Below are 20333 nucleotides of genomic sequence, written 5' to 3' on the forward strand. Positions count from 1 at the left end.
CCCCACTAGATTCACTTTTCTAACATTTATATAATGCAAAGAGAAGACAATTTAAGAGGTCTTGCTAAAATCATAGGATTGATAAGTATAGTAATCATACATCTTTATTGGTATTGGCTAAGCGACCATTTTAAAATAAGTGAAATACGATTGCAAGATGGAAGAGAATATTTCAATCTGACAAAACTTAAAGATGAATTATTGCAAAACCCATTGTGCATTATGAATATAAGGGAAAATGTTATTCATTTGGTTGAAAATCAGTAAATTGTTTTTTTACTACAATATATATTTGAAGACTTTCCCTTTAGGTAAACTTCCCTTGTTTTTTATCTAATATGTTTATGGCAAAAAATATAAATGGGTTGTACTACAATTCAAAATTGGCGACGAACTTGTGGGCATTAAGTTGATCAGATTTTTCTTACCGCCAGGAACCTAATAAATATAACTCTATAAATTAGATAATTAGTATATCATAAAGCACCTACCACAGTAAGTGCTTTACATTAATATTTCATTTGTGTTATTAGACTTTTTTTACCTACAATTTTGAAATGGTAAAGGGGATTTTTTATCTGCTTTTAATTTTTTAAATATCTGATCATTATAAATCTCCAATTCTAAAGACAAGAAGGTGCGTTGACAGTCCTGTCAAGTTCATTCCTGTACCCGAACAGTTACCTGACTGACCTCTTCCTAATTGGATTTGCCAATCTCTTGTTGCTGTTATTTGTGTGGTAAAGGTTATTGATCCTCCATGATTAGAGGTACCTCCTTCCATATGGGATGCTGTGCTATGAATCCTTTGAACTGCACTTGAGCCTGTGGGAAAATCAACTATGTATGAACTAAGGGTACATCCTGTATTATTATGAGTCGCTTCATAAACGAAAACCATTTGGTAATTTCCGGGAGGAATAGTCATTGTACTGGTTGAAGTATTATAACTCAGTCCATCAATTGTATTTTTTACTACACTCATAGGTACAGTTTGTTTATTACCCGCTGCTACTCCGTTTAAAAAATTCGTTAAACCGGTATTTAATCTAAAGATTGCTGGGGTTGGTAGACTCAAAGCACTCAAAGTATTGATAGACTTCAACACTCCATTTCCATCCACAACCATTAGTCGGTCTGTATTTGGGTCACCTGCCTGAATACCTTGTGCACGAATAGGATTTGTAGCATCTATATGAAGTTTATTCGTAGGAAGAGCTACCCCAATACCTACTCTCTGAGAAGCTTGGTCAAGCATCATTGTTGGAGTTGTGCTCTCTACATTAGCTATTAGATTATTAAAATACAAACCTTCTCTCTGAGTACCTCCTGCATTATCAGCACTATGATGACGGATAATGGTACCATAGCCCTGGTTATTTTCTAAGAACTGTAAAGCGCCTCCACCTGCAAAATCATTCAAGTTACTTGTAAGCCTTACAGTAGGTGTTGCACCGGTAGTGCCATCTCCAATATGCAGATCTGCAAGAGGAGCCGTGTTGCCGATTCCCACTCTGTTATTGGCTGCATCTACGGAAAATGTATTTCCGTCAACAGAAAAAGCATTCACGGCAGTTCCGTTGAAAGCTAATGTATTGACTCCCTGAGTTACCACTCTAGGTCCTGTAAGTGAGCCGTCCGCATTATAAATATTTACAGAGTTTCCTGCAACACTTTTCCAAACGGTTCCGTTGAAAAAATGGTATCCGATGTTTGTAATTTCGGCAGTTTGTGCTAAACTCGGAGTAGTACCTGTGGGTGTGGTAGCATCTGAAATATAAACCATTGTGCCCGTTTGTGCAGCAACATAAGTACCTGCAGCTTTGGAAGCCAATTGTTGTCTGGTAAGTCTTGGCAGTGTAACTCCGTCTTTTGTGGTAGTAGATGCCCCGTTACCTACAATGTCTAATGTTGCCTGCGGATTAGGCGTATTGATACCTACCTGAGCGCATAAGCCTAGACTTGTACCTATCAGAATGGCTAGAGAATAAATGTTTTTCATTTTAATATCTTGAGATTTTAGATTTAAACGAATAATTAAAAATTAGATGTAAAAATATGATGTTACGAATATTATCATATTGGTAATACGAATAAAATAGGAGAGAAAATAGTTTTTATAATTAAGTTTTTTTTAAGCTAGTCTTATAACAAATATTTCAACCTCTTCCTATTTTTTTTAAAATCTCCTTCAAATATTTTTGTTCTATCTTTAGATAGTTCTAAATGACTTCCTTTTCCACGGAGTTCATAATGATCATTCGAATACCACATACCGGACGCGACTTTTTGTTACTTCGATTATTATGACTATATCTTTGAAGGCTATTTCCATTATGTTGCCGTACCTATCAATCCCTACTCTTTATTATTGATTTATTATCGTTTACTGTATTTATCGTGTCAGTAATTTCTTGATTGACACCTACTGTTTTAGAAACCTCTTTTGTATTTTTTGTGCACGAAAAATTTGTTAATGCAATAAAAATTAAACTGCTCATAATAAAAAATTGTTTGATCATATGTATTTATTTAAATATTGTTTTAGTTAAGGTTTATGCCAAATTTATATTCTCATACTTTTTAAAATGACACAAATAAAAAACTATCAACAACCTGCTATTATTTACTCAAAAGAAATTTACTGCTAGATTTTTTTTAGGGTACCCTAGTGATAAGATATCTGTGTAAAAAAATTGTCATTTGTGTTTTTGCTTTTTAACAAGCATTGCAAATTTGCATCAATATCAAAAAAACACCAAAAAAACACCTATCACACAGCTATCACATTTTTTTTAAATCTGAATAACAGAATGTTACAAAAATAAATTCTCCTTTTCTTAAAACAGGATCAATAAATAAAATAAGGTAAAGACGAGATTCGGGAAGAAATAAATGAATATATCAATTACAACTTAATTTAAAAGTGAAGAGCCTGGTACATTACTGAAGTCTTTACTATAATAATAGTGCTTAATTTGTCTAAACTTTTGGCTGCAGTTTAATGATCATATTAGTTAAATTTTACAAGTTTTGTATCCATCTTGATAAATCTACATCAGAGTCTATATTGTATTTTTTACGGATTCTGTTTTTGCGTATTTGAACAGCTCGTATTGTAACGTGAGTATATTCTGAAATATCTTTCGTGTTAAAGTTCAGATAAATCATTGCAAAGAATACTAACTCTGAAGTTTTTATAGTGGAATCAATGGTCTGCAGTTTAGAAATAATATCAGGATAAAGTTCTTTGAATAGAATGATAAATTGAGAGTCATTACGTTTACCAAGCTGAATCAGTTCATTGAATTTATTAGTGTTTCTTTTCTGGATTAAATTTTGTACAAGGTTCTCTTTTTCACTCAGCTCATCTTCAATCTGAAGCATTTTTATGCTTTTTTTTCGATTTCTCCAAAATAACAAAAGAATAATACCTGTAATTAGAATTAGAAACAAACCAATGCCTTTCATGTAAATTGCCTTTTCACTTTTTAATTCCGCATCCTTCTTTTTTATAAAGCTATGTACAATAAGTTCCGCTACCCCATCATTTTCCAAGTTTAAGGAATCATTGAGTTTCTGATACCTTTTGAGAAAAAGACTCTCTTCTTTATCATCTAAATTATTTTTGCTAAAATAATCTGCTAATACTTTATTTTCAAATTTTTCAGCATCCTTATCTTGAAGATGTATTGCATTTTGAAGCGCTTTACGGTAATATTCAACTGCCCCTTTTGTATTTCCGGCAGCATCCTCCAAATCTCCATAAGCTTCCAAAGTCTGATAAAGATAAGGACTATGATTTTCCGAAAGTACACTCATGGCACTATCAATATATTTCCGAGCTGTAATACTATTTTTACGCAACAGATATTCATTTCCTATCGATACATAACTGGTAGCTAAATCGTAAAAAACATTGTTTGAATTATTTTGAGGAAAACTTTTCAAAATTTGTTTTTGAATCATAAGATGTTGCCAAGCAGAATCATGTCGATTCATCTGCGAAAAAATTACAGCCATATTTTGATGAGCCCAAGACATAGATCTTTTTTGCTGTAAAGTATCTTTTATCTCATCTGAAAATTTAAGCTGTTTATAAAACTCTCTCAATGCCAAATCATTCATTTGAAGTCTACCATAGATTTGACCCCGCAAGCGATAGGTTTCTACCTGTGCATTTATAGATTCTGAAAAAAAAGGCTCCTTTTCTGCATTTTCAAGATATTCTAATGCATTTTTGGAGATTCCTGTCTCTTGAAGTACTTTGGCAATATATATATTTGCCACCGCAATTCCTCTTGAGTAAGATTTTTTTTTGGATAATTGCAATGCCTGATCAGCTGTATTTAATGAAGCTACATATTTAAGCTCAGCAAACTGCCTGGCAGATAATTTAAGCCTATTTTCAATATGATTATCTATTTGTGCATAAGTGAAAAAAAAGGAGAAAAGGAAAAATATACCTAATATTTTTATTGTGCATTTTTCATTTAAATCAAATATTCTTAGTATTTTCATATATATTGAAAAATAAATTTTGGATATTGGATATACTAATTTAGCGTCCAGCCAAAGTTAAACCTTAATTTTAAGATGTGAAACGAGAGCGAAAAATTTATAATCCCGCTTTTAAGACAAAAGCCGTTCAATTAAGCCACGAGAAGACTAATGTTTCAGAATTAGCCCGAGAACCAGGTATAAAACTCACATTGCTTTATAAATAGCGCAAAGAGTACGAAGAATTTGGGGAAGGAAGCTTTCCCGGAAATGGAAATCTTAAACTAACTCCGGAGCAGGAAAAAATCCACGAATTGAAGAATAAACTAAAGGATGTAGAGCTGGAGCACGATATATTAAAAAAACCAATCGGCATTTTTTCCAAGAACGACCGATGAAATATGTTTCCATTAAAAATCATGAATACCTCTTTCCGATTGAAAAATGTGCCTTAGTTTAGAAGTTGATTCCAGTGGTTATTACAAATGGAAAAGATGCCTTTTATCCCGGATCCAGGATATTCAATGGACAAAGAAAAATTATTGAAAAAGGTTAGAACCCCGCAGGAAGACATCTGCATGACACAAATAAAGCCCTACCCGCAGGAACATGAAATTGGTCTGCCTAAAAATAAGTTTCTGTATAAAGTTAATAAATGACTCTTTTCCACCTACGCCCTCTGCCGTCTGAAATATGCTAAAATTAAATATTGCTAAAAAATCAGGCACACCATATCAACAATTATTTAACTTTAACAGATCAAAGTTTAATTTAAATAATATCCAATAATAAAAGATTATTATAATTTTTAATTTAAACAACATTATTAACAATATATACAAATAAAATGTAATTTTTTCTCATATTTACGATTATTTAATATATTTTTGTATATTCACTTAATAAATACAAATATCTCCTCAATTATATATAATTCATTTTATTAAGCGATTTAATAGTAATATTATTATTTTTATTAATATATTCAAGGTAAAATATTAACCAAAGAAAGCATATCACTATCAAGTGATACTGGTCGGAAAGCCTGCTCCAAAATAATCGTAAGAATTTCATCTACACAAATTACTAAATTATATAAAAACTGGCAGACCAAAACCAAGTCATTAAAATAGCTTTTTGTTTTCACGTTTTTTATTCTGCTAATTTATATGTGTTGCACATTTAAATTGGTGGTAAGTCACTTGAAAAGTATAGATACAAAAGATCAACAGTTATCATCTTCAAAACTTTACAAAGCTTTACTATTTTCTTACGGAGAAATTTTAATAGTTTTTATATTCTTACTATCTACCATATGTTCAAACTAAAACTTTTTATTTTATTGATATTTATATTCTCAACTTCGTTTGTAGAAAATAAGTATTCTAGGAATCAGATCGACAACCTGATAGCCTCTACCGATGAACAGTTACATTCAAATAAAATAAATGATGTCTTAAAAAATTCGGATATAATTTTAAAATCTTCTGAATCAATAGGTTATGATAGAGGAATTTTGTATGGAAACCTTTATTTAGGAATGGCGGCTTATATGAATGACAACAAACCAAAGTTGATTGAATATGGTTTCCTTACAGAGAGTCTGGCAAGACAAGAAAATGACAGCTATGCACTTGCTTACTCCTTGTTGATTAAATCTAAAATATACAAATCAGCTGAGCTATATGATGAAGCCTTAAAATATGTAAATCTTGCGTTAGAAGCCTGTGATGATATCAAAATAAAAGACAGACAGCATTTTGTCCGAGGAAAGTGTATGGTATATAAGACTATCTGCTTATATTACTTTGGAGCTACGAACAAGAAATTATTAGAATTGAATCTTCAAGCAATGAAAGAACTTGAAAAGGCTGGAAAACCTTTTAATTATGATTACAACTATGTGAATATTGCCACCACGTATGAAAATCTAAATAAACCGGATTCGGCAGAATATTACTACCATAAATCTCTAGCATGCAGTGTCGGTCCTGCTGCGAAAGGTTTAATTTATTTAAATCTTGCAGCTTTAGCATATGACAGTGGTAAATTAGATGATGCCCTAAATTATAATAACAAATCTCTAAATATTTTACTTGACTCTAATGTCAACGGTTTTTACCTTATCAGTGGTAACTATGAGCTCTTTATGAATATTTACAAAAAGTTAGGAATTCCAGAAAAGGTCAAGGAAAATGAAAAATTGTTTATTTATCATCAAAAAAAGGATGCCGATAAAGACAGTTTTTTCAAGAAGAAACTTCTCATAAAATTAATTGATAAAGCGGAAAAAGAACAAAATGAGTTTGAAAAAAAAGCAAGAAAAAAAACAACAGGCTATATTTCAATTATTATAATTTTTGTTGTGGTTTTGACAGGTCTAATTTTTATATACATAAAAGAAAGTAAAAAGAATAAGCATAATCAGGAAATTATTAAAAACAAAAGACAAAAACTTTTGGAGCTGAACAACAAAGTAAATGATGCTTTTGCTGAGGTCTTAGAACTTGCGAAAAAAGACGACCCAGCTTTTATTACCAGATTCAAAGAAGTATATCTTCCCTTTTACACTCAGCTCACCTCTCAATATCCAACCCTCAATATCGGTCAGATCCGCTTCTGCTGTCTACTATACCTAAATTTCTCCACAAAAGAGATTGCACATTATCATCATATGACTATTAAAGGTGTGCAAACAAAAAAAACCAGACTTCGAAAGCAATTAAATATTGCCTCTGATGTAGATCTTAATAAATGGATGATGGAATTATTATAAAAATATAAAAGAAAATTACAAAACTAGATCATTATAAGTAATTATAACTTTGTAAACTATTTTATCAATCCTAATTGCCTTTTAGCTTTAAGTGAACCAATTAGGCATTGAAAAATTGAATTTTTATTATTTCTGTGTGAATGATTATCTGCAATGAACTACGGTACATTCATGTGTTCAGTCTTTCGGAACACTTTATTAAATTTCTAATATTTGCAGGTTATATTACAGGTATTCAATTTACATTCTGCTTATAATTTATATAGAAAGCACTGAACGACCACTAAAGTAGTAGATTTCATTCATTCTGCTCACGATTTACTTAATCTGCAATCAATTTAAAAAATTTTTTTTTATTCTTTCTATTGCTGAAGTTACAGTTTCATACTTAATTTCAATATTCTTTACAAACTCAAATACATAGAGTTCAAATATTTATAACTGATCTGCAGGGACAATAATTTTCAAACCAGCAAAACGCCAATATTTTTGTTTTAATATCTGTTTTATAAAAGAAAATGAAGAATGATGAAACAAAATGATTTTTATTATAAACTCACATATCATTAATATTAAACATTTTTCATGAAATTATCATTCAGATTTTAATGTTTTCTACTATATGCAAATTACAAAATAATTTTACCTTACAATACACAATGACGCATAAATAACTGATTTACATAAACATACACCCCCACTCCTTGCAATGAAGTACTAATGGGGTACACTAATTATATTGAAAATGTGTATTGAAGTACCATTGTCGTACTGTGTTTTTCTTTATTGCAAATGAAATGTATTTGCTTTGTCCCTAATATTTAAAAGAGTTTGTATCGACTTGTTAGCATTCTAACGAATAAAGATAGTAAAGGTCCTGACGGATTTTAAGAATTTAAATTGCTTACTGATAAAACTTTAACATATTAACTAAATAATGAAAAAACACATTTACTTGCTCTTAACAGTATTTTTAAATGGAATTATGTATTCACAAGTGGGGATAAATAATTCCGATCCAAAGGCAACTATGGATATTACTGCAAATGCTGGTTCAAACAGAGCACAAGGACTTATCTTACCAAGACTTACAGGAGATCAGATAAAACTAAAAAACGGTCAGTACGGTACAGACCAGAATGGAACTCTTATTTATGCTACATCTGGAATTTCCTCTCCTGACAGTACAGGAAAGACCTCCAATATAACTTCGGCAGGTTATTATTATTTTAATAGCGTAGTTTGGGAAAAGGTAATTTCAGGCAAGGGAGTTTATGACTCTTCAGATGATGCATGGATAAATGACCCTTCAAATTCAATGGTCAAATTAGGATCTCAATCTGATGGTGTGACCTCAAGGGCAGCAGAGACTAATTTTGTTGCTTTGGATAATGGAAATATAGGCATAGGCACCACTTCTCCATCAGCAAAATTACAAATTAACAATACCAGTACCAATATTTCCTCTATCAAGGTAAATGGTATAAGTAATCAGCCATCATCATCTAATTCAGCTTATCTTACGGTTGATAATGTTACGGGAGAATTCTATAAAGGGTTGCAATCTGAGAAAGCTTTTTATTATCAAAAGTACAATTTAAACAATGTATCCGGTGACTGGGTCAATAATTTTGATACCAAGATAAACGCAGCAAATTATACCTTGATTATCGTTGGTTCCTATTTTAGCAAATTGCTGGGGGTTAATAATACCAATACCTCAACAAGCAGGTTTACACCCCAAAATGTTTTTGCGTTCAAGGAAAACGGAACCTGGAGAATTAGTGCAGATTTTCCAACTACCAGTTCCGTAGGAGATTCTGGAGGAGCGTTAGTTAATGGCGATTGGACCATTTATACAATGGTGATAAGAAATAACCAAGTAGTTAATAATGCTGATGTCACGATAAATATGCAAAGCTCCTCAAATGGATCTGCCTCTGTTACTCCCGTTCCTTAATGGAATTATTTACACTCATCGAATACACCATCAACTCTCAATTTAAAATCACTATCTTTTTTTGCAAACTCTTGATTTTAGCTTTAAGAATTTGATGAGAAATATATTTTGCTAGTTTCATCTGTTCCCAACAGAGTTGCATAAATTGATTTTTTTATAACTACTTGGCATTAACCGATTATATTCTAAAAACAAAAAAACAAATGATGAACCATTTAGGGGAGGTTTTCATCCCTTATTTTCTAACCTAAAAATTAAAATTGCTATAAAAAACAGTATTAACTAAAAAAGTAAGGATGATTCTTCTTAGTTAATCGCATAAATATTTGCACAGATCATATCCATAACGACAGTCAAAAAATAGGATATCAAAACAGGGAGCAATTCTTAGTTTTATATTTGTAACTGCAAGAATCTGAAATTATAACATCTTGACCTGGCAAAAAATAAATTAAAACATAAATTAAAATAAATAAATTATGATTAAAAAGATAATTATTATTACGAGTTTGAGTATTATTACAATAACAACTTTCTCATGCACTAAAGAGGTTTCGAATAAATCAGAGCCTGATCAAAAAGTTACTGATACTGTAGATGCATTGAAGAATAATGAAATTACTACTGATGAAATTGTAAAAAGTAAAGCTAAAGATAAGCAGGGAAAAGTAATTGACATGACTTTTAATAATTCAAAAGATATCGTAACGGTGATGTATGAAGGTAATAAAATTGAAATGAAATCACAAAAAACCGGATCTGGCATCTGGTACTCAAATGAGCTTTATGAACTGCGTGGAGAAGGAAGCCATGTTGAACTATATAAAAACGGAAAAAAGATTTTTGACGGAAACTAATAGACTACGCTAACTTACTATTTTAATAATTAGTTTATATAAAGTGTTTAAAATGGTACAGCAATCAAAAAATAACGTTAATGAAATAGGGTTAGGATTTATGATTGATCAATATTAAAAATGGTATTTTGATAATCAAATAATATGGAAAACGTATATTTGATCGATGATAAATAGTATTAAATTCTAAAATCCAATTTAAAATAAAGGCATCAAATTTTTGATGCTTTTTTTTTAACGCTTTAAAGCCAATTAATAAACTTAAAAATTGTATCATCATTGATAAGAAAAAGATTTAAAATGAAAAATTTAAAAAATATTTTTATACTCACGTTAATTTTTACTATCACTTCATTTTCATTTGGCCAATCAAAAGATGATTTGGAAATTAGAAGATTAGAAAAACTGTGGACTGCATACCTGGATAAGGGAGACACCCAATCTCTTTTATCGATCTGGTCAAAAAAATATGTTGTAAATAATCCAAATGGTAAAATTGTTACACCTGATGATATTATCAGTTTAATGAAATCAGGTCACAAGTTTCCTAAAGTGGAAAGGATGATTGAAAAAATTACAATCGATGGCAACGTTGCCATTGTGATGGGTAAAGAGTTGCAACAACCGTCTCCAAACGTTACGAATCTCAATGATTGGTTACCTCGAAGATTTACGAATATATGGATCAAAAAAGGAAAAAGATGGCAGCTTGCAGGAAGGCAGTCAACTGAAATAAATGAGAAATAATCTGTACTTTTTGAATAATAATGATACAATAACCAATTTATAAAATTGGTCATAAAGTCTTTTTAGACAATATACCCTACTTTTGATATCTGTAATTTGGTAACGAATAAGTTATCAAATGATTTATTTAACGCAGACAGATTTAAAAGTTATTGTATTGAACCTGGTTGTATTTATTTTATGAGTCCCGGACAGGTTCATAAATGGGAATTTGATGGTGATGTTGATGTCATTAACTTATCCGCTACCTTTTTAGACCAGATCTTTATAAATTCATCGATAGTCGACGAGTTTCCATTCTTTACTATTTTCTCAAGTGACCAATGCTAAAATTCCCTGAAAATACTCACTCTAAAGCCGTTGCTATGTTCGAAGAAATTTTAAAAGAGTTTGTATGAGGATCGGGATTTTACCTCAACAGTTATTGCGCAACGGAGTGTTGCTCGATGCAAAAAGAATGTTAGTCAATTTTGAACTTGCAATGATTATAATTTAAAATAATTTAGATAAGCTTCTAATGCATTAATTTTTAAATCATTTCTCTAAATTCATATCTCTCCCCTACTATTACTGTGACCTTTCCCGTTCATTTCTCAGAATAATGCTTTAATCTGAGAAACTTTAATGCATTATGATCTTTCAGTCCCAATATAATAAAAAGAAGTACTCTACTCATCGGCACAAATCAAATAATAGTTATCTGATCCAGGATGTTCTTGCGGATAATCAGGAAATAATGAAGTGAAATAAAATCAAAAGTCTGCTATTATAACAAACTGTTTACCAATTAAATACAATGTTACATTTATTATGAAGAATATTTGAAGTATCCTTTTATTCTTATTTGTGTATTAAAATTTAAAGTGCAGTACCATTGCAGTAGCAATTAATTATTTATTCCACTTAAAAGCTATTTTCTTTGCAGAATATTTAAAGAATAGCATAAAATATCCGGCAGCGACTAAGCAGGATAGAACATAAAAATATTCGCTCAATTATCAGGAAACACAAATCTATTTATATAACCCAGTTTTAAAGCTTGTTTTTTTTAATGATGCGTATACTTAATTAGATTAGACCATTTCCATATAAACAGACTAAAGTTCATTTTTTATTAAAATTAGACAAGCTTTTAAAACTAACATTGTAAAAATTAAATAATATAGTTCATAGTATAAAATCACGACCCAGACTATAGTCAGCTTTTTATAAAAATTTTAAGCATATGAAAACACACTTTGATTTAAAAAAAATATTAATACTCTCGGCCTCTACATTGGCGGGAATAACTTATGGACAGGTGGGAATCAACACACCAACCCCTAATACAATTTTCGACATTAACGCCAAGAGAAATCCATCAGGAGAGCTAACAAGCAACGACCAGACATTTGGTCTTCAGGCTCCCCGTATAAGCAGGGAAGAACTCACTAACAATACGGCAAATTATGGCAGCAATCAAAATGGCGCCCTTATCTATGTCACCAATATTTCCGGAGGAACAAACACTGGACAGAGAGAGTATATGACAAGTATCGGCTATTATTATTTTGATGCCGCAGCGAACAGGTGGCAAAAAGTAATGAATGGTACAGGTGGGACAGTTTACACGGCCGCCAATGGAATTACTATGTATGGAAACCAGATCAGGTTAGGAGGTGCACTCACAGAAGCTACAACAATTTCCAATGTTTCGGCAACAAATAAACTGGCAATTACAGGGACTGGAACCGATGCTATCAATTTTGACAGCAATACTTTGAGTATCGATGCATCCAATAACAGGATAGGTATTGGTAACACAAATCCATCAGAGAAACTGGATGTTACCGGAAATGGTAAATTCTCACAAAAAGTAACAATAGGATCCAATTGGACAGGTACTGCGCTTGCAGTTGAGAACAACGTGGCGTCCGAACCGATAATGGCCCTTTCCGGCACTGGATCTAGCAGGCGGGTCACAGTACTTGACAACGGTAATATGGGAATTGGCACGCAGACACCATCCGAAAAATTAGATGTAGATGGTAATGCCAGATTTAGAAATGTGCCTTCAGGTAATCTGAGTTCTACTGACGATTATCTGGCCATATCAAGTAACGGGACACTAAAGAAGGTGGATGTGAATTTGCCGGCTCTGGGTTTGTATGCTGTGACTACCGGAACATCCGGCCATCCTTCAAACGGGAGCACTTATGATCTGAATTTTGAAAACACAATTAAAAGGGATGGTAATTTCATAGCCACATCAACGAATAAAAATACATTTATAGCAGTAAAAGATGGACTTTACACAGTAGAAGTTTGGGCCCAATTCAGCTTAGTACCCCAAATTACGAATGAAGGAGCCCGAGGATGCTCCGTACTTGTTACATCAAGCGCAGGTAATAATGTGCAGAGAATTGGAGACCGGTGGATTGAGGGTGGAGGAACTACCGGACTGAGTAAGACCTTTATTCTCAATGCCAATCAAAATATATCAATATATACGCGTTGCAAAAGAACAAACAGTCCAACCTATGAGACAGGTTCCAATTCAACCATCTTAATTACTTACACACCTCTTCAATAATAGCTTCAAAATTTAATCTTAGCATTTGATGGGCATAGAAGATCACATTCCTTCCATTTCCTTAACTGTAACATTATTACTTTCAAGAATATACTTCGATATGATCATTTTGAAAGTCTACTCAAATTAATGACGAAATTCTATGCTTTTCACAAATAAAATTATAACAAAAATACAATTGACTTCATATGAGAAAGGATCATCTCAAGGACTTCCTTGATTCCCGGGTCATCTTCAACTAAAAAATCTTTCTCATATATCTATAAGTATAATTATAAAACCAAAAGTATCTGTTACTTATAATACAGAGAAAATTTTGAAAAGTTATGAATGACTTAATAAAATAAATGGAATCACGTATTAACCAATCAATTTGTATAAACTTTTATATTGATGAATTTTAAAAAAATTGAAATAGGTAAACTCATAAAGATTAAAGTTTCAGAGCTCGGGATAGACATGTCCCGCATATGCAATTTTTTAAAGGTGTCCGAGAAAAATGTTGAAGACATGTACTCTTCTGAAAGTCTTGATTCAATGATATTATTGAAATGGAGCAAGCTACTAGAGTACGATCTTTTCAGATTATATTCTCAGCACCTTATATTGTATGCTCCTCCCTGTAAGATGGGTTCCGGTTCTTCAGATGTTACATCAGTATTGCCTAAATTCAGGAAAAACATTTATACTGTCGAAATAATAGATTTTATCCTGAGTCAGATAAAATCGCATGAAATGACGAAGAGTCAGGTTATGGATAGATACAGAATTCCAAAGACGACACTCTATAAATGGTTAGCAAAAAACGAACAGGATAAATCATTAAATTATGGAAATGAGTAAAGAACCTCTAAAAGATTTCTTATCAAAGGTGGAGGAAACGGTGAATAAGATTTCTACAAATGACAGAACTGAAGAGGATGTAATAATGTACTACCAGATCCTGAAGAAAGGAAATTCACTCGATCAGCAAATGATGCAAAAGTTGGTGAGTTGGCCGTATACAGGATCTTTAAAATATCATTTTTTTACTATTGATTTGAAGATTATTGGTATTAAGAATCTTTAATATCGAGATCAAGGATTGTATATTGCTCAAAAAACACTATCATCCAATCTTGGAAATTTATGACTTCAATGTAGATCCAAGACTTTCTGCTACTATATTGACGGCATCAGTAAGGATCAGCTTATTTTATTACGAAAGATCATCATTTCGCTTTTAGATACTAACAAAAATAGTAAATTTCTTAATTATGACTCCTGACTATCATAACATATTTAAGGATATGATTAACAAAAAGTATCCTAATTTAAAAAATGAGTGTGAAATAATATTGAGAAAGAATAGATTATCGGCCTTGGACGTTATAGCATTAAATAAAATAATATCTGGAAAAGTTAATAATAAATCCTGTATCGAAAATCAAAAATATCGGGCATATGATGAAAATTCGATCATAAAAATATTGCAGTATGGGCAAAAATACAAATTAAACAATGTACATCTGTCCAGACATTTCAATATAAGCCGTAACACAGTTACGAAATGGAAAAGAAATTTCTTAGGTAATCAATTATTTTAAATTCTATCGATTTTGATTAACAGTAAATCGTGAAAGCACTCATTTTTTACAATCAAAATCCTGCCTTAATAGCAGAGTTTTGTTTTTTTTGGATCTCTTTATTTGATTCTTCAACTGAAATTTTTCTCAAGTCCTTAAAAAGTTTGCTTAATTCCAAAGCTGATTTTCTGACCTTGACTTCCACAACTTTGTTTCCTTTTTTTTGTATAATGAATCAAACCCAGCATTGACATCATATTTCTTATCTTAAATATACTATGCTGCTATATTAAATATCAATGCCAATCAACATATAACAAAACTGAAATTGGTCAAGATTCAATCGAAATATTTTTGTGTTTAATCTTAACAGTTTCAACTTAAATGTTTCTCTTATGGCCAATAAAGTAAATCGCCACACATCCAACTAAATACATTTTAGAATATCGGTAGCCGCAATGCTGGTTTTCTATATTTTGTTGTATAAATTAATTGATTTAATAATTAATAAATTATTATTCTGCTTTTCATATGTTTGCATATTGATATTTTATCTTATGTTATCGGAATTACTTTTTACACAATACACGTTGGTTCAACAGTCAAGGCATGCCGTTTTTAAATTCCTAGAAGAGAACGTCATGGATGATCTAGCTAAACCACTTCCTGTCTTTAATGAGAAGACCATATCATATATGTATGTGCATATTGCAAATTGTTATATCGCCTGGGCAGGCAATTTTGCATTGAAAGACTCAATCACTTATTACAATCCGGATGAGCCTTTGAATATATCCCAAATCAAAAAAGTGTTTGAGCAGGTTGATGAAATCATAGACCATTTTATCACACATTTCTCAACAGATCCAATTCAGGCGGTTAAAGGCTATAAATGGCCGGAAAAATATATTGAAACTGATTCTTACAGCATTTTTACCCATGTCATTACCCATGAGTTTCATCATAAAGGCCAAGCGATGACTATGGCCCGGATTCTCGGTCACATACCCGTGGACACGGATGTAATGCGCTTTTAAGAAGCTCTAAAATTCAGATCAATACCTTTTCCAAATACGTGTTTAAATATATTACCCAAACTTGTATCCTTTCGATAGCATTTCTAATGGTAAAGGCTGACATTTTTAATCCGTTCTTCGCTTCATCTTATTGGAAGAGCATCGACAATGTGGCACGTACTAGAAGATCTTAATAAAGAAAATCTTAGCACACAGAAATTTATCAAAAGCTTTTGATAAAGTCAGCGATCAGTCATTTTTTGGAAAGTTTTTCAAAAAGAAAATAAAGATGTCCCCTAAAGCTTTCAGAATGAAGAACCAGTAATTGATTTCTGCTGAACTTACAAATGTTATTTCGAAAATTATTCAATTAACAGGTCTAAATATTGCTATTTTACTACTTTAAACTATTGTTCATTTCGGTTAGGACACCATTCTTATACTCTTTAACTTTAAGAGTATGAAAAAGATTAGAAAAAATTACAGTTTAGAAATCGAGGATTCGTCGAAGTCAATTTAAGATCCAAGCAGTATATTTAAGTGAACAGCGAGGCAATGTATCCTTAGTAGCTCAAGAATTGGGCATTTGCAAAGAAAGTTTAGTCAATTGGAGAAAGCTTCACAAAGAAGGTAAGCTTACAATTTCCTCCGATACTATAAACAACCTATTATTACAATGCAGTTTACTGGATAAGCAGCATTTTAGAATTGCTGACGTTTTAGCAACTTAATTAATTGTATACCTTTGCTTTCTGTTAAATACTTTAGATTAGTTTATCTCTCAACAATGGAAATAAGTTTAACCATCATCTCAATTACTCCTTCCTTGGTGAGAGGAATAACATTACTTACAATAGTATAACCTTCTACAAATGGAATAAGAAAACTTACAATTTCATCAGGCTTTTTACAGAACGTTGAGACTAGATCTATCATCCATAGACAGTAGGTTTTGTAATAAGTTTCTACAGCATCCTGCAGTTCTTTATTTCTCGCTGCCAAAGTCCATATTTCCTGAAACATTAAAGTTTGATGGCTGGATCTTCCATCTATCAACAACATATTCAGTATTTTTTCCAGAAAAACATCTTTATCCGGTGTGCTGTCAACAGTTAAAAGTTTAATAGTATGGGAAAGTTCTTTCTTGCAACTTTCAAAGTAAAATTCCACAGTGGATATCAAAAGTACGTTTTTATCCTTATAATAATACTGAAGATTGCTTAAAGACAAACCGGCATTTTTTGCTACTTTTCTCATCGAAAGATTTTCTGCTCCTTCTTTGATAAGTAAATCTATCGTTGTTGCTAAAATCTTGTTTAAACGCTCTTCCTTTTTGTCCATCTGGTAAATTTAAAAATAAAATATTAAAGCAGTGTTGTTTTAGGTCAAATGACCTATATTTGCAGTAGGTCAAATGACCTAATCCAATATTTGAAATATTTTTTATGGAATCACAGGGAAAACGAATCTTAATTATTGGCGGTTATGGCCAGGTGGGAAGCCACATAGCAAGGCTTATCAGAAAAGCTGACCGTACTATTGAAATCATTCTTGCAGGCAGAAACCCTCAGAATGGCGAACTGCTTGCAAAGGAATTAACTAATGCTGAAACCGCCTATATCAATCTGGAGGAAGGTTTTGATTTAAATAAATTTAGAAAAATTGACCTTATCATATCCGCATTGGGTGACCACAGCAATATCTTAAGGGAAACTGCTATTTTAAACGGAATTGCCTGTATTACGGTAAGCGAACTGGCTGATCAGATTTCTCCTACGGCGTTTTTAGGCCTACACAAAACAATAGCGGCTCCGATTGTTTTTGCCGGACATTGGCAGGCAGGACTGTTGACCCTTGTGGTTAAGCAGCTGGCAGCAAAATTTAGTCATATTACCACTGTAGAAACAGCCGGATTATATGATGAGAAAGATCCCGTGGGACCATTGGTTACAGACGAAGTAACAGATTTTGTAGGTCGGGCACTGATACGCCAGAATGGAAACTGGCTGCTTGTAGAATCAAAGGCGAATACAAGATTGATTAATCTATACGATGGCAAGTCGGCTATAGGTCATCCAATGGGCACTCTGGATGTTCCCAGTATCGCTGCATTTACGGATGCCGCAAATATCAGATTCGATTTCATTGTCGGAGATTCGATAGGCAGTGGTAAAGGCTTGGAAGCTTCGCATGATCTGTATATTGAAATTGAAGGTGTCTTGTTATCCGGCGAAAAGAAGAAGCTTCGCACCATAGTTTCCGGATCAAGAGGAAACTCTCATCTCACGGCTGTCGGCGTATATCTGATTACAGAAAGTATATTAGGTCTTAATGGACACTCCGAGCAGAAAACAGGAGGCCTGTATCTTCCTGAAACTATTGTTTCAGAGGACAATATCATCAAACGTTTATCTGAATTCGGAATTAATACCATTGAAGATATCTCATCTAATCTAAGATTTAATTAATTCAGCTTTTAATATGAAAAAATCATTAATCATTATCTCCCTTTTGCTTTTAGCATTCAACGTTGATGCACAGGCAAATAAAAATTATAACAATCTAAAACAACAGAAAAATATGAACAATACAACAATCCTACACACAGCCAATGCATATGTATCAAAAGGCGATTACGAAAGTTTTTTAGCGTATTGCACCTCAGATACGAAATGGGTATTTGTCGGCGAGCGAATCCTTAATGGAAAAGAAGAGGTTCGGGCCTACATGAAAGAATTTTATATTGAACCACCGGTATTTGATGTCGAACTTGCTATAGAAGATGGAGATTTTGTCACGGTAACGGGTAACATCAGATTAAAAAATAAGACTGGAAAATATGAACACTTTAATTATTGTGATATTTGGCGTTTCGAAAATGGGAAAATTGCGGAGCTGAAAGCATTTGTGATAGAGAAGAAGCCTTAAGAGGTCAATTAGGACAATGGATTTATAAGCGACCAACTCTTCACCTTCAATCTTTAACCTCATCATTAATGTTAGCAAATAAGGTTCCCGAGACTGAACATTATAGCAGAAGTAACCCAATTTGCCAATTCTACGAAAAGATTTATTGAGGCGAGGCGCCAGCGGATTATAAAAAGATGGAGCTAAAAATTACAAGCTCTCTTTGTATAATTTTGTCAGTTGAGTTTCCCAGCAAACTGACCACTCTAGTAGAGCCATGAGAGGATTTGCTGTGCTTTTACCAAATTCAGTCAGTTCGTATTCTACTCTTGGTGGCACCTCAGGAAATGCTTTTCGTGTTACCATCCCATAGCCAATTAAAGTTTTAAGAGTTTGGGTCAGCATTTTGGGTGATACTCCGTTGATTTGTTTTTACATTAAAACTAAGTATCGTCACCTACGATTAAGCACAATTACGTTCTTTCTTACACAATACGAAAAAGAAAAAACGAAAACCTAGGCGCGAAACTTAATATAGAATTGACGTTGCGCATACAACTATTCTTTTTGGATAAAGTACGAATATAATAATCGACTTATGATTAGAAGCAAAGATTTTATTTAATACAACCTTTTTAATTACTTTGAAAAATACTCAAAAAATCCCGCTCTCGGCAGGATTTTTTGAATTATACTTTAATTATGGAAGTTCTCTCAAAAACTTAATAATATTATATTTTGTTGTTATCTTAATTCGATTTAAGCTTTAAGTTAATCTTTTCTACAGTTTTTTTATTATCCGTAAAGTATCAAAAATCCTAAGCAAGCCAAGATCAAGACTTATCTTTTAACAATCTGAATAATTTAGAATAGCTTTACAATGGAAAGACGTGTTGTTCCATTTATCGAAGTAGAAGCCGTTAAGCCACTATTCTGGTTTGAACCCACTATAGAAATGGTGTCATTAACCGATAATGAAATTACCGTAGTAGTTGCAATCCCCGCCCCTTTAGAAGCTGCAGGATAATTTCCGCTTGATAAACCTACTCCATACGCAATAACATTGGATCCTAATCGTATTCCAGGACGAATTGCAACAGGATTACCAGAACTGTTATTAAGACTCACGATATTGGTGGTTATCAAATATGTACCTGCAGATGCCACTGTAAATGTAGTACCGTCAAAAGTTCCTACACCACTAGAAACTGTGTAGCTACTAAATGTAATTGGTGTTTCGATGGGCGCAGTACTGGATCCCAAAGGAAGAACTTGTTCCACAGTATTAGTTGCCATCACACCTATAGCTCCAGTAGCAGTTCCTCCGGAAGAAGAAGGTGTTGCCCACTGACCGTCTCCTCTTAAGTAGGTAGTAGCACTTGCAGTTCCGGTTGCTGAAATTTTGGCCGTAGTTACAGATCCATCGGCTAATT

At 32.6% G+C, this 20333-nt stretch carries 20 protein-coding genes; 14 read left to right on the forward strand and 6 right to left on the reverse strand.

Annotated elements, in window-relative coordinates:
- The first annotated feature begins 33 nt into the window (after nucleotides 1-33).
- The gene (locus IX38_RS12300; protein WP_034705390.1) at nucleotides 34-267 is read left to right on the forward strand and encodes a hypothetical protein; all 234 of its coding nucleotides are present in this window, start codon (nucleotides 34-36) and stop codon (nucleotides 265-267) included.
- Between the two features lie 340 nt (nucleotides 268-607).
- Here IX38_RS12300 and IX38_RS12305 read toward each other — a convergent pair whose 3' ends face one another.
- Entirely contained in the window at nucleotides 608-2002 is a 1395-nt protein-coding gene (locus IX38_RS12305; RefSeq protein WP_034705392.1) for a hypothetical protein, read from the reverse strand.
- Nucleotides 2003-3024: 1022 nt separating this feature from the next.
- Complete coding sequence (locus IX38_RS12310; protein WP_051884701.1) at nucleotides 3025-4521, reverse strand: tetratricopeptide repeat protein; 1497 nt, start codon at nucleotides 4519-4521, stop codon at nucleotides 3025-3027.
- Nucleotides 4522-4985: 464 nt separating this feature from the next.
- On the opposite strand from IX38_RS12310, the gene IX38_RS23015 reads away from it, so the two are divergent.
- The 9 genes from IX38_RS23015 to IX38_RS12350 all read left to right on the forward strand — a co-directional run bounded on the left by IX38_RS23015 (nucleotide 4986) and on the right by IX38_RS12350 (nucleotide 14998).
- Nucleotides 4986-5159: a hypothetical protein gene (locus tag IX38_RS23015; RefSeq protein WP_165570733.1), complete on the forward strand. Its 174-nt coding sequence runs from the start codon at nucleotides 4986-4988 to the stop codon at nucleotides 5157-5159.
- A gap of 656 nt (nucleotides 5160-5815) precedes the next feature.
- A complete protein-coding gene (locus tag IX38_RS12315; protein ID WP_034705395.1) occupies nucleotides 5816-7276 on the forward strand; it encodes a tetratricopeptide repeat protein in 1461 nt (486 codons plus the stop codon).
- Nucleotides 7277-8213: 937 nt separating this feature from the next.
- Complete coding sequence (locus IX38_RS12320) at nucleotides 8214-9236, forward strand: hypothetical protein (RefSeq protein ID WP_131368679.1); 1023 nt, start codon at nucleotides 8214-8216, stop codon at nucleotides 9234-9236.
- A gap of 479 nt (nucleotides 9237-9715) precedes the next feature.
- Nucleotides 9716-10093, forward strand: a complete 378-nt coding sequence (locus IX38_RS12325; protein WP_034705400.1) for an MliC family protein — start codon at nucleotides 9716-9718, stop codon at nucleotides 10091-10093.
- A 300-nt stretch (nucleotides 10094-10393) separates the two neighbouring features.
- On the forward strand, nucleotides 10394-10840 hold the full coding sequence (locus tag IX38_RS12330; protein ID WP_034705402.1) for a nuclear transport factor 2 family protein: 447 nt from the start codon (nucleotides 10394-10396) through the stop codon (nucleotides 10838-10840).
- 1225 nt (nucleotides 10841-12065) lie between these two features.
- Nucleotides 12066-13412 (forward strand): hypothetical protein, encoded by a 1347-nt coding sequence (locus IX38_RS12335; protein ID WP_034705405.1) that lies wholly within the window; start codon nucleotides 12066-12068, stop codon nucleotides 13410-13412.
- A 393-nt stretch (nucleotides 13413-13805) separates the two neighbouring features.
- Entirely contained in the window at nucleotides 13806-14255 is a 450-nt protein-coding gene (locus IX38_RS12340) for a hypothetical protein (RefSeq protein ID WP_034705406.1), read from the forward strand.
- Entirely contained in the window at nucleotides 14248-14481 is a 234-nt protein-coding gene (locus IX38_RS12345) for a hypothetical protein (RefSeq protein WP_131368680.1), read from the forward strand. The genes IX38_RS12340 and IX38_RS12345 overlap by 8 nt, the downstream gene beginning before the upstream one ends.
- Nucleotides 14482-14668: 187 nt before the next feature.
- Complete coding sequence (locus tag IX38_RS12350) at nucleotides 14669-14998, forward strand: hypothetical protein (RefSeq protein ID WP_034705409.1); 330 nt, start codon at nucleotides 14669-14671, stop codon at nucleotides 14996-14998.
- 52 nt (nucleotides 14999-15050) lie between these two features.
- Here the strand turns inward: IX38_RS12350 and IX38_RS23410 are convergent, their stop codons facing one another.
- Entirely contained in the window at nucleotides 15051-15209 is a 159-nt protein-coding gene (locus tag IX38_RS23410) for a hypothetical protein (RefSeq protein WP_316934144.1), read from the reverse strand.
- A 325-nt stretch (nucleotides 15210-15534) separates the two neighbouring features.
- Between IX38_RS23410 and IX38_RS12355 the strand changes: the two genes are divergently transcribed.
- Together IX38_RS12355 and IX38_RS23465 are read left to right on the forward strand one after the other, a co-directional pair.
- Nucleotides 15535-16014 carry a DinB family protein gene (locus IX38_RS12355; RefSeq protein WP_034705411.1) on the forward strand — a complete coding sequence of 160 codons (480 nt, stop codon included), beginning with the start codon at nucleotides 15535-15537 and terminating at the stop codon, nucleotides 16012-16014.
- A gap of 500 nt (nucleotides 16015-16514) precedes the next feature.
- Nucleotides 16515-16724, forward strand: coding sequence for a hypothetical protein (locus IX38_RS23465; RefSeq protein ID WP_394331188.1), 210 nt, complete (start codon nucleotides 16515-16517; stop codon nucleotides 16722-16724).
- Between the two features lie 43 nt (nucleotides 16725-16767).
- Here the strand turns inward: IX38_RS23465 and IX38_RS12360 are convergent, their stop codons facing one another.
- Complete coding sequence (locus IX38_RS12360) at nucleotides 16768-17334, reverse strand: TetR/AcrR family transcriptional regulator (protein ID WP_034705413.1); 567 nt, start codon at nucleotides 17332-17334, stop codon at nucleotides 16768-16770.
- 104 nt (nucleotides 17335-17438) lie between these two features.
- Between IX38_RS12360 and IX38_RS12365 the strand changes: the two genes are divergently transcribed.
- Together IX38_RS12365 and IX38_RS12370 are read left to right on the forward strand one after the other, a co-directional pair.
- Nucleotides 17439-18461: a saccharopine dehydrogenase NADP-binding domain-containing protein gene (locus IX38_RS12365; protein ID WP_051884703.1), complete on the forward strand. Its 1023-nt coding sequence runs from the start codon at nucleotides 17439-17441 to the stop codon at nucleotides 18459-18461.
- 13 nt (nucleotides 18462-18474) lie between these two features.
- The gene (locus IX38_RS12370; protein ID WP_228377947.1) at nucleotides 18475-18921 is read left to right on the forward strand and encodes a nuclear transport factor 2 family protein; all 447 of its coding nucleotides are present in this window, start codon (nucleotides 18475-18477) and stop codon (nucleotides 18919-18921) included.
- Between the two features lie 189 nt (nucleotides 18922-19110).
- Here the strand turns inward: IX38_RS12370 and IX38_RS23470 are convergent, their stop codons facing one another.
- Both IX38_RS23470 and IX38_RS23020 read right to left on the reverse strand, forming a co-directional pair.
- Nucleotides 19111-19326 (reverse strand): winged helix-turn-helix transcriptional regulator, encoded by a 216-nt coding sequence (locus tag IX38_RS23470; RefSeq protein WP_228377949.1) that lies wholly within the window; start codon nucleotides 19324-19326, stop codon nucleotides 19111-19113.
- 438 nt (nucleotides 19327-19764) lie between these two features.
- Nucleotides 19765-20333, reverse strand: a 569-nt coding sequence (locus tag IX38_RS23020; RefSeq protein WP_034705415.1) for a hypothetical protein, incomplete at its 5' end; no start/stop codon positions are given.

The organism is Chryseobacterium luteum (genome assembly GCF_000737785.1).
Classification (GTDB): domain Bacteria; phylum Bacteroidota; class Bacteroidia; order Flavobacteriales; family Weeksellaceae; genus Chryseobacterium; species Chryseobacterium luteum.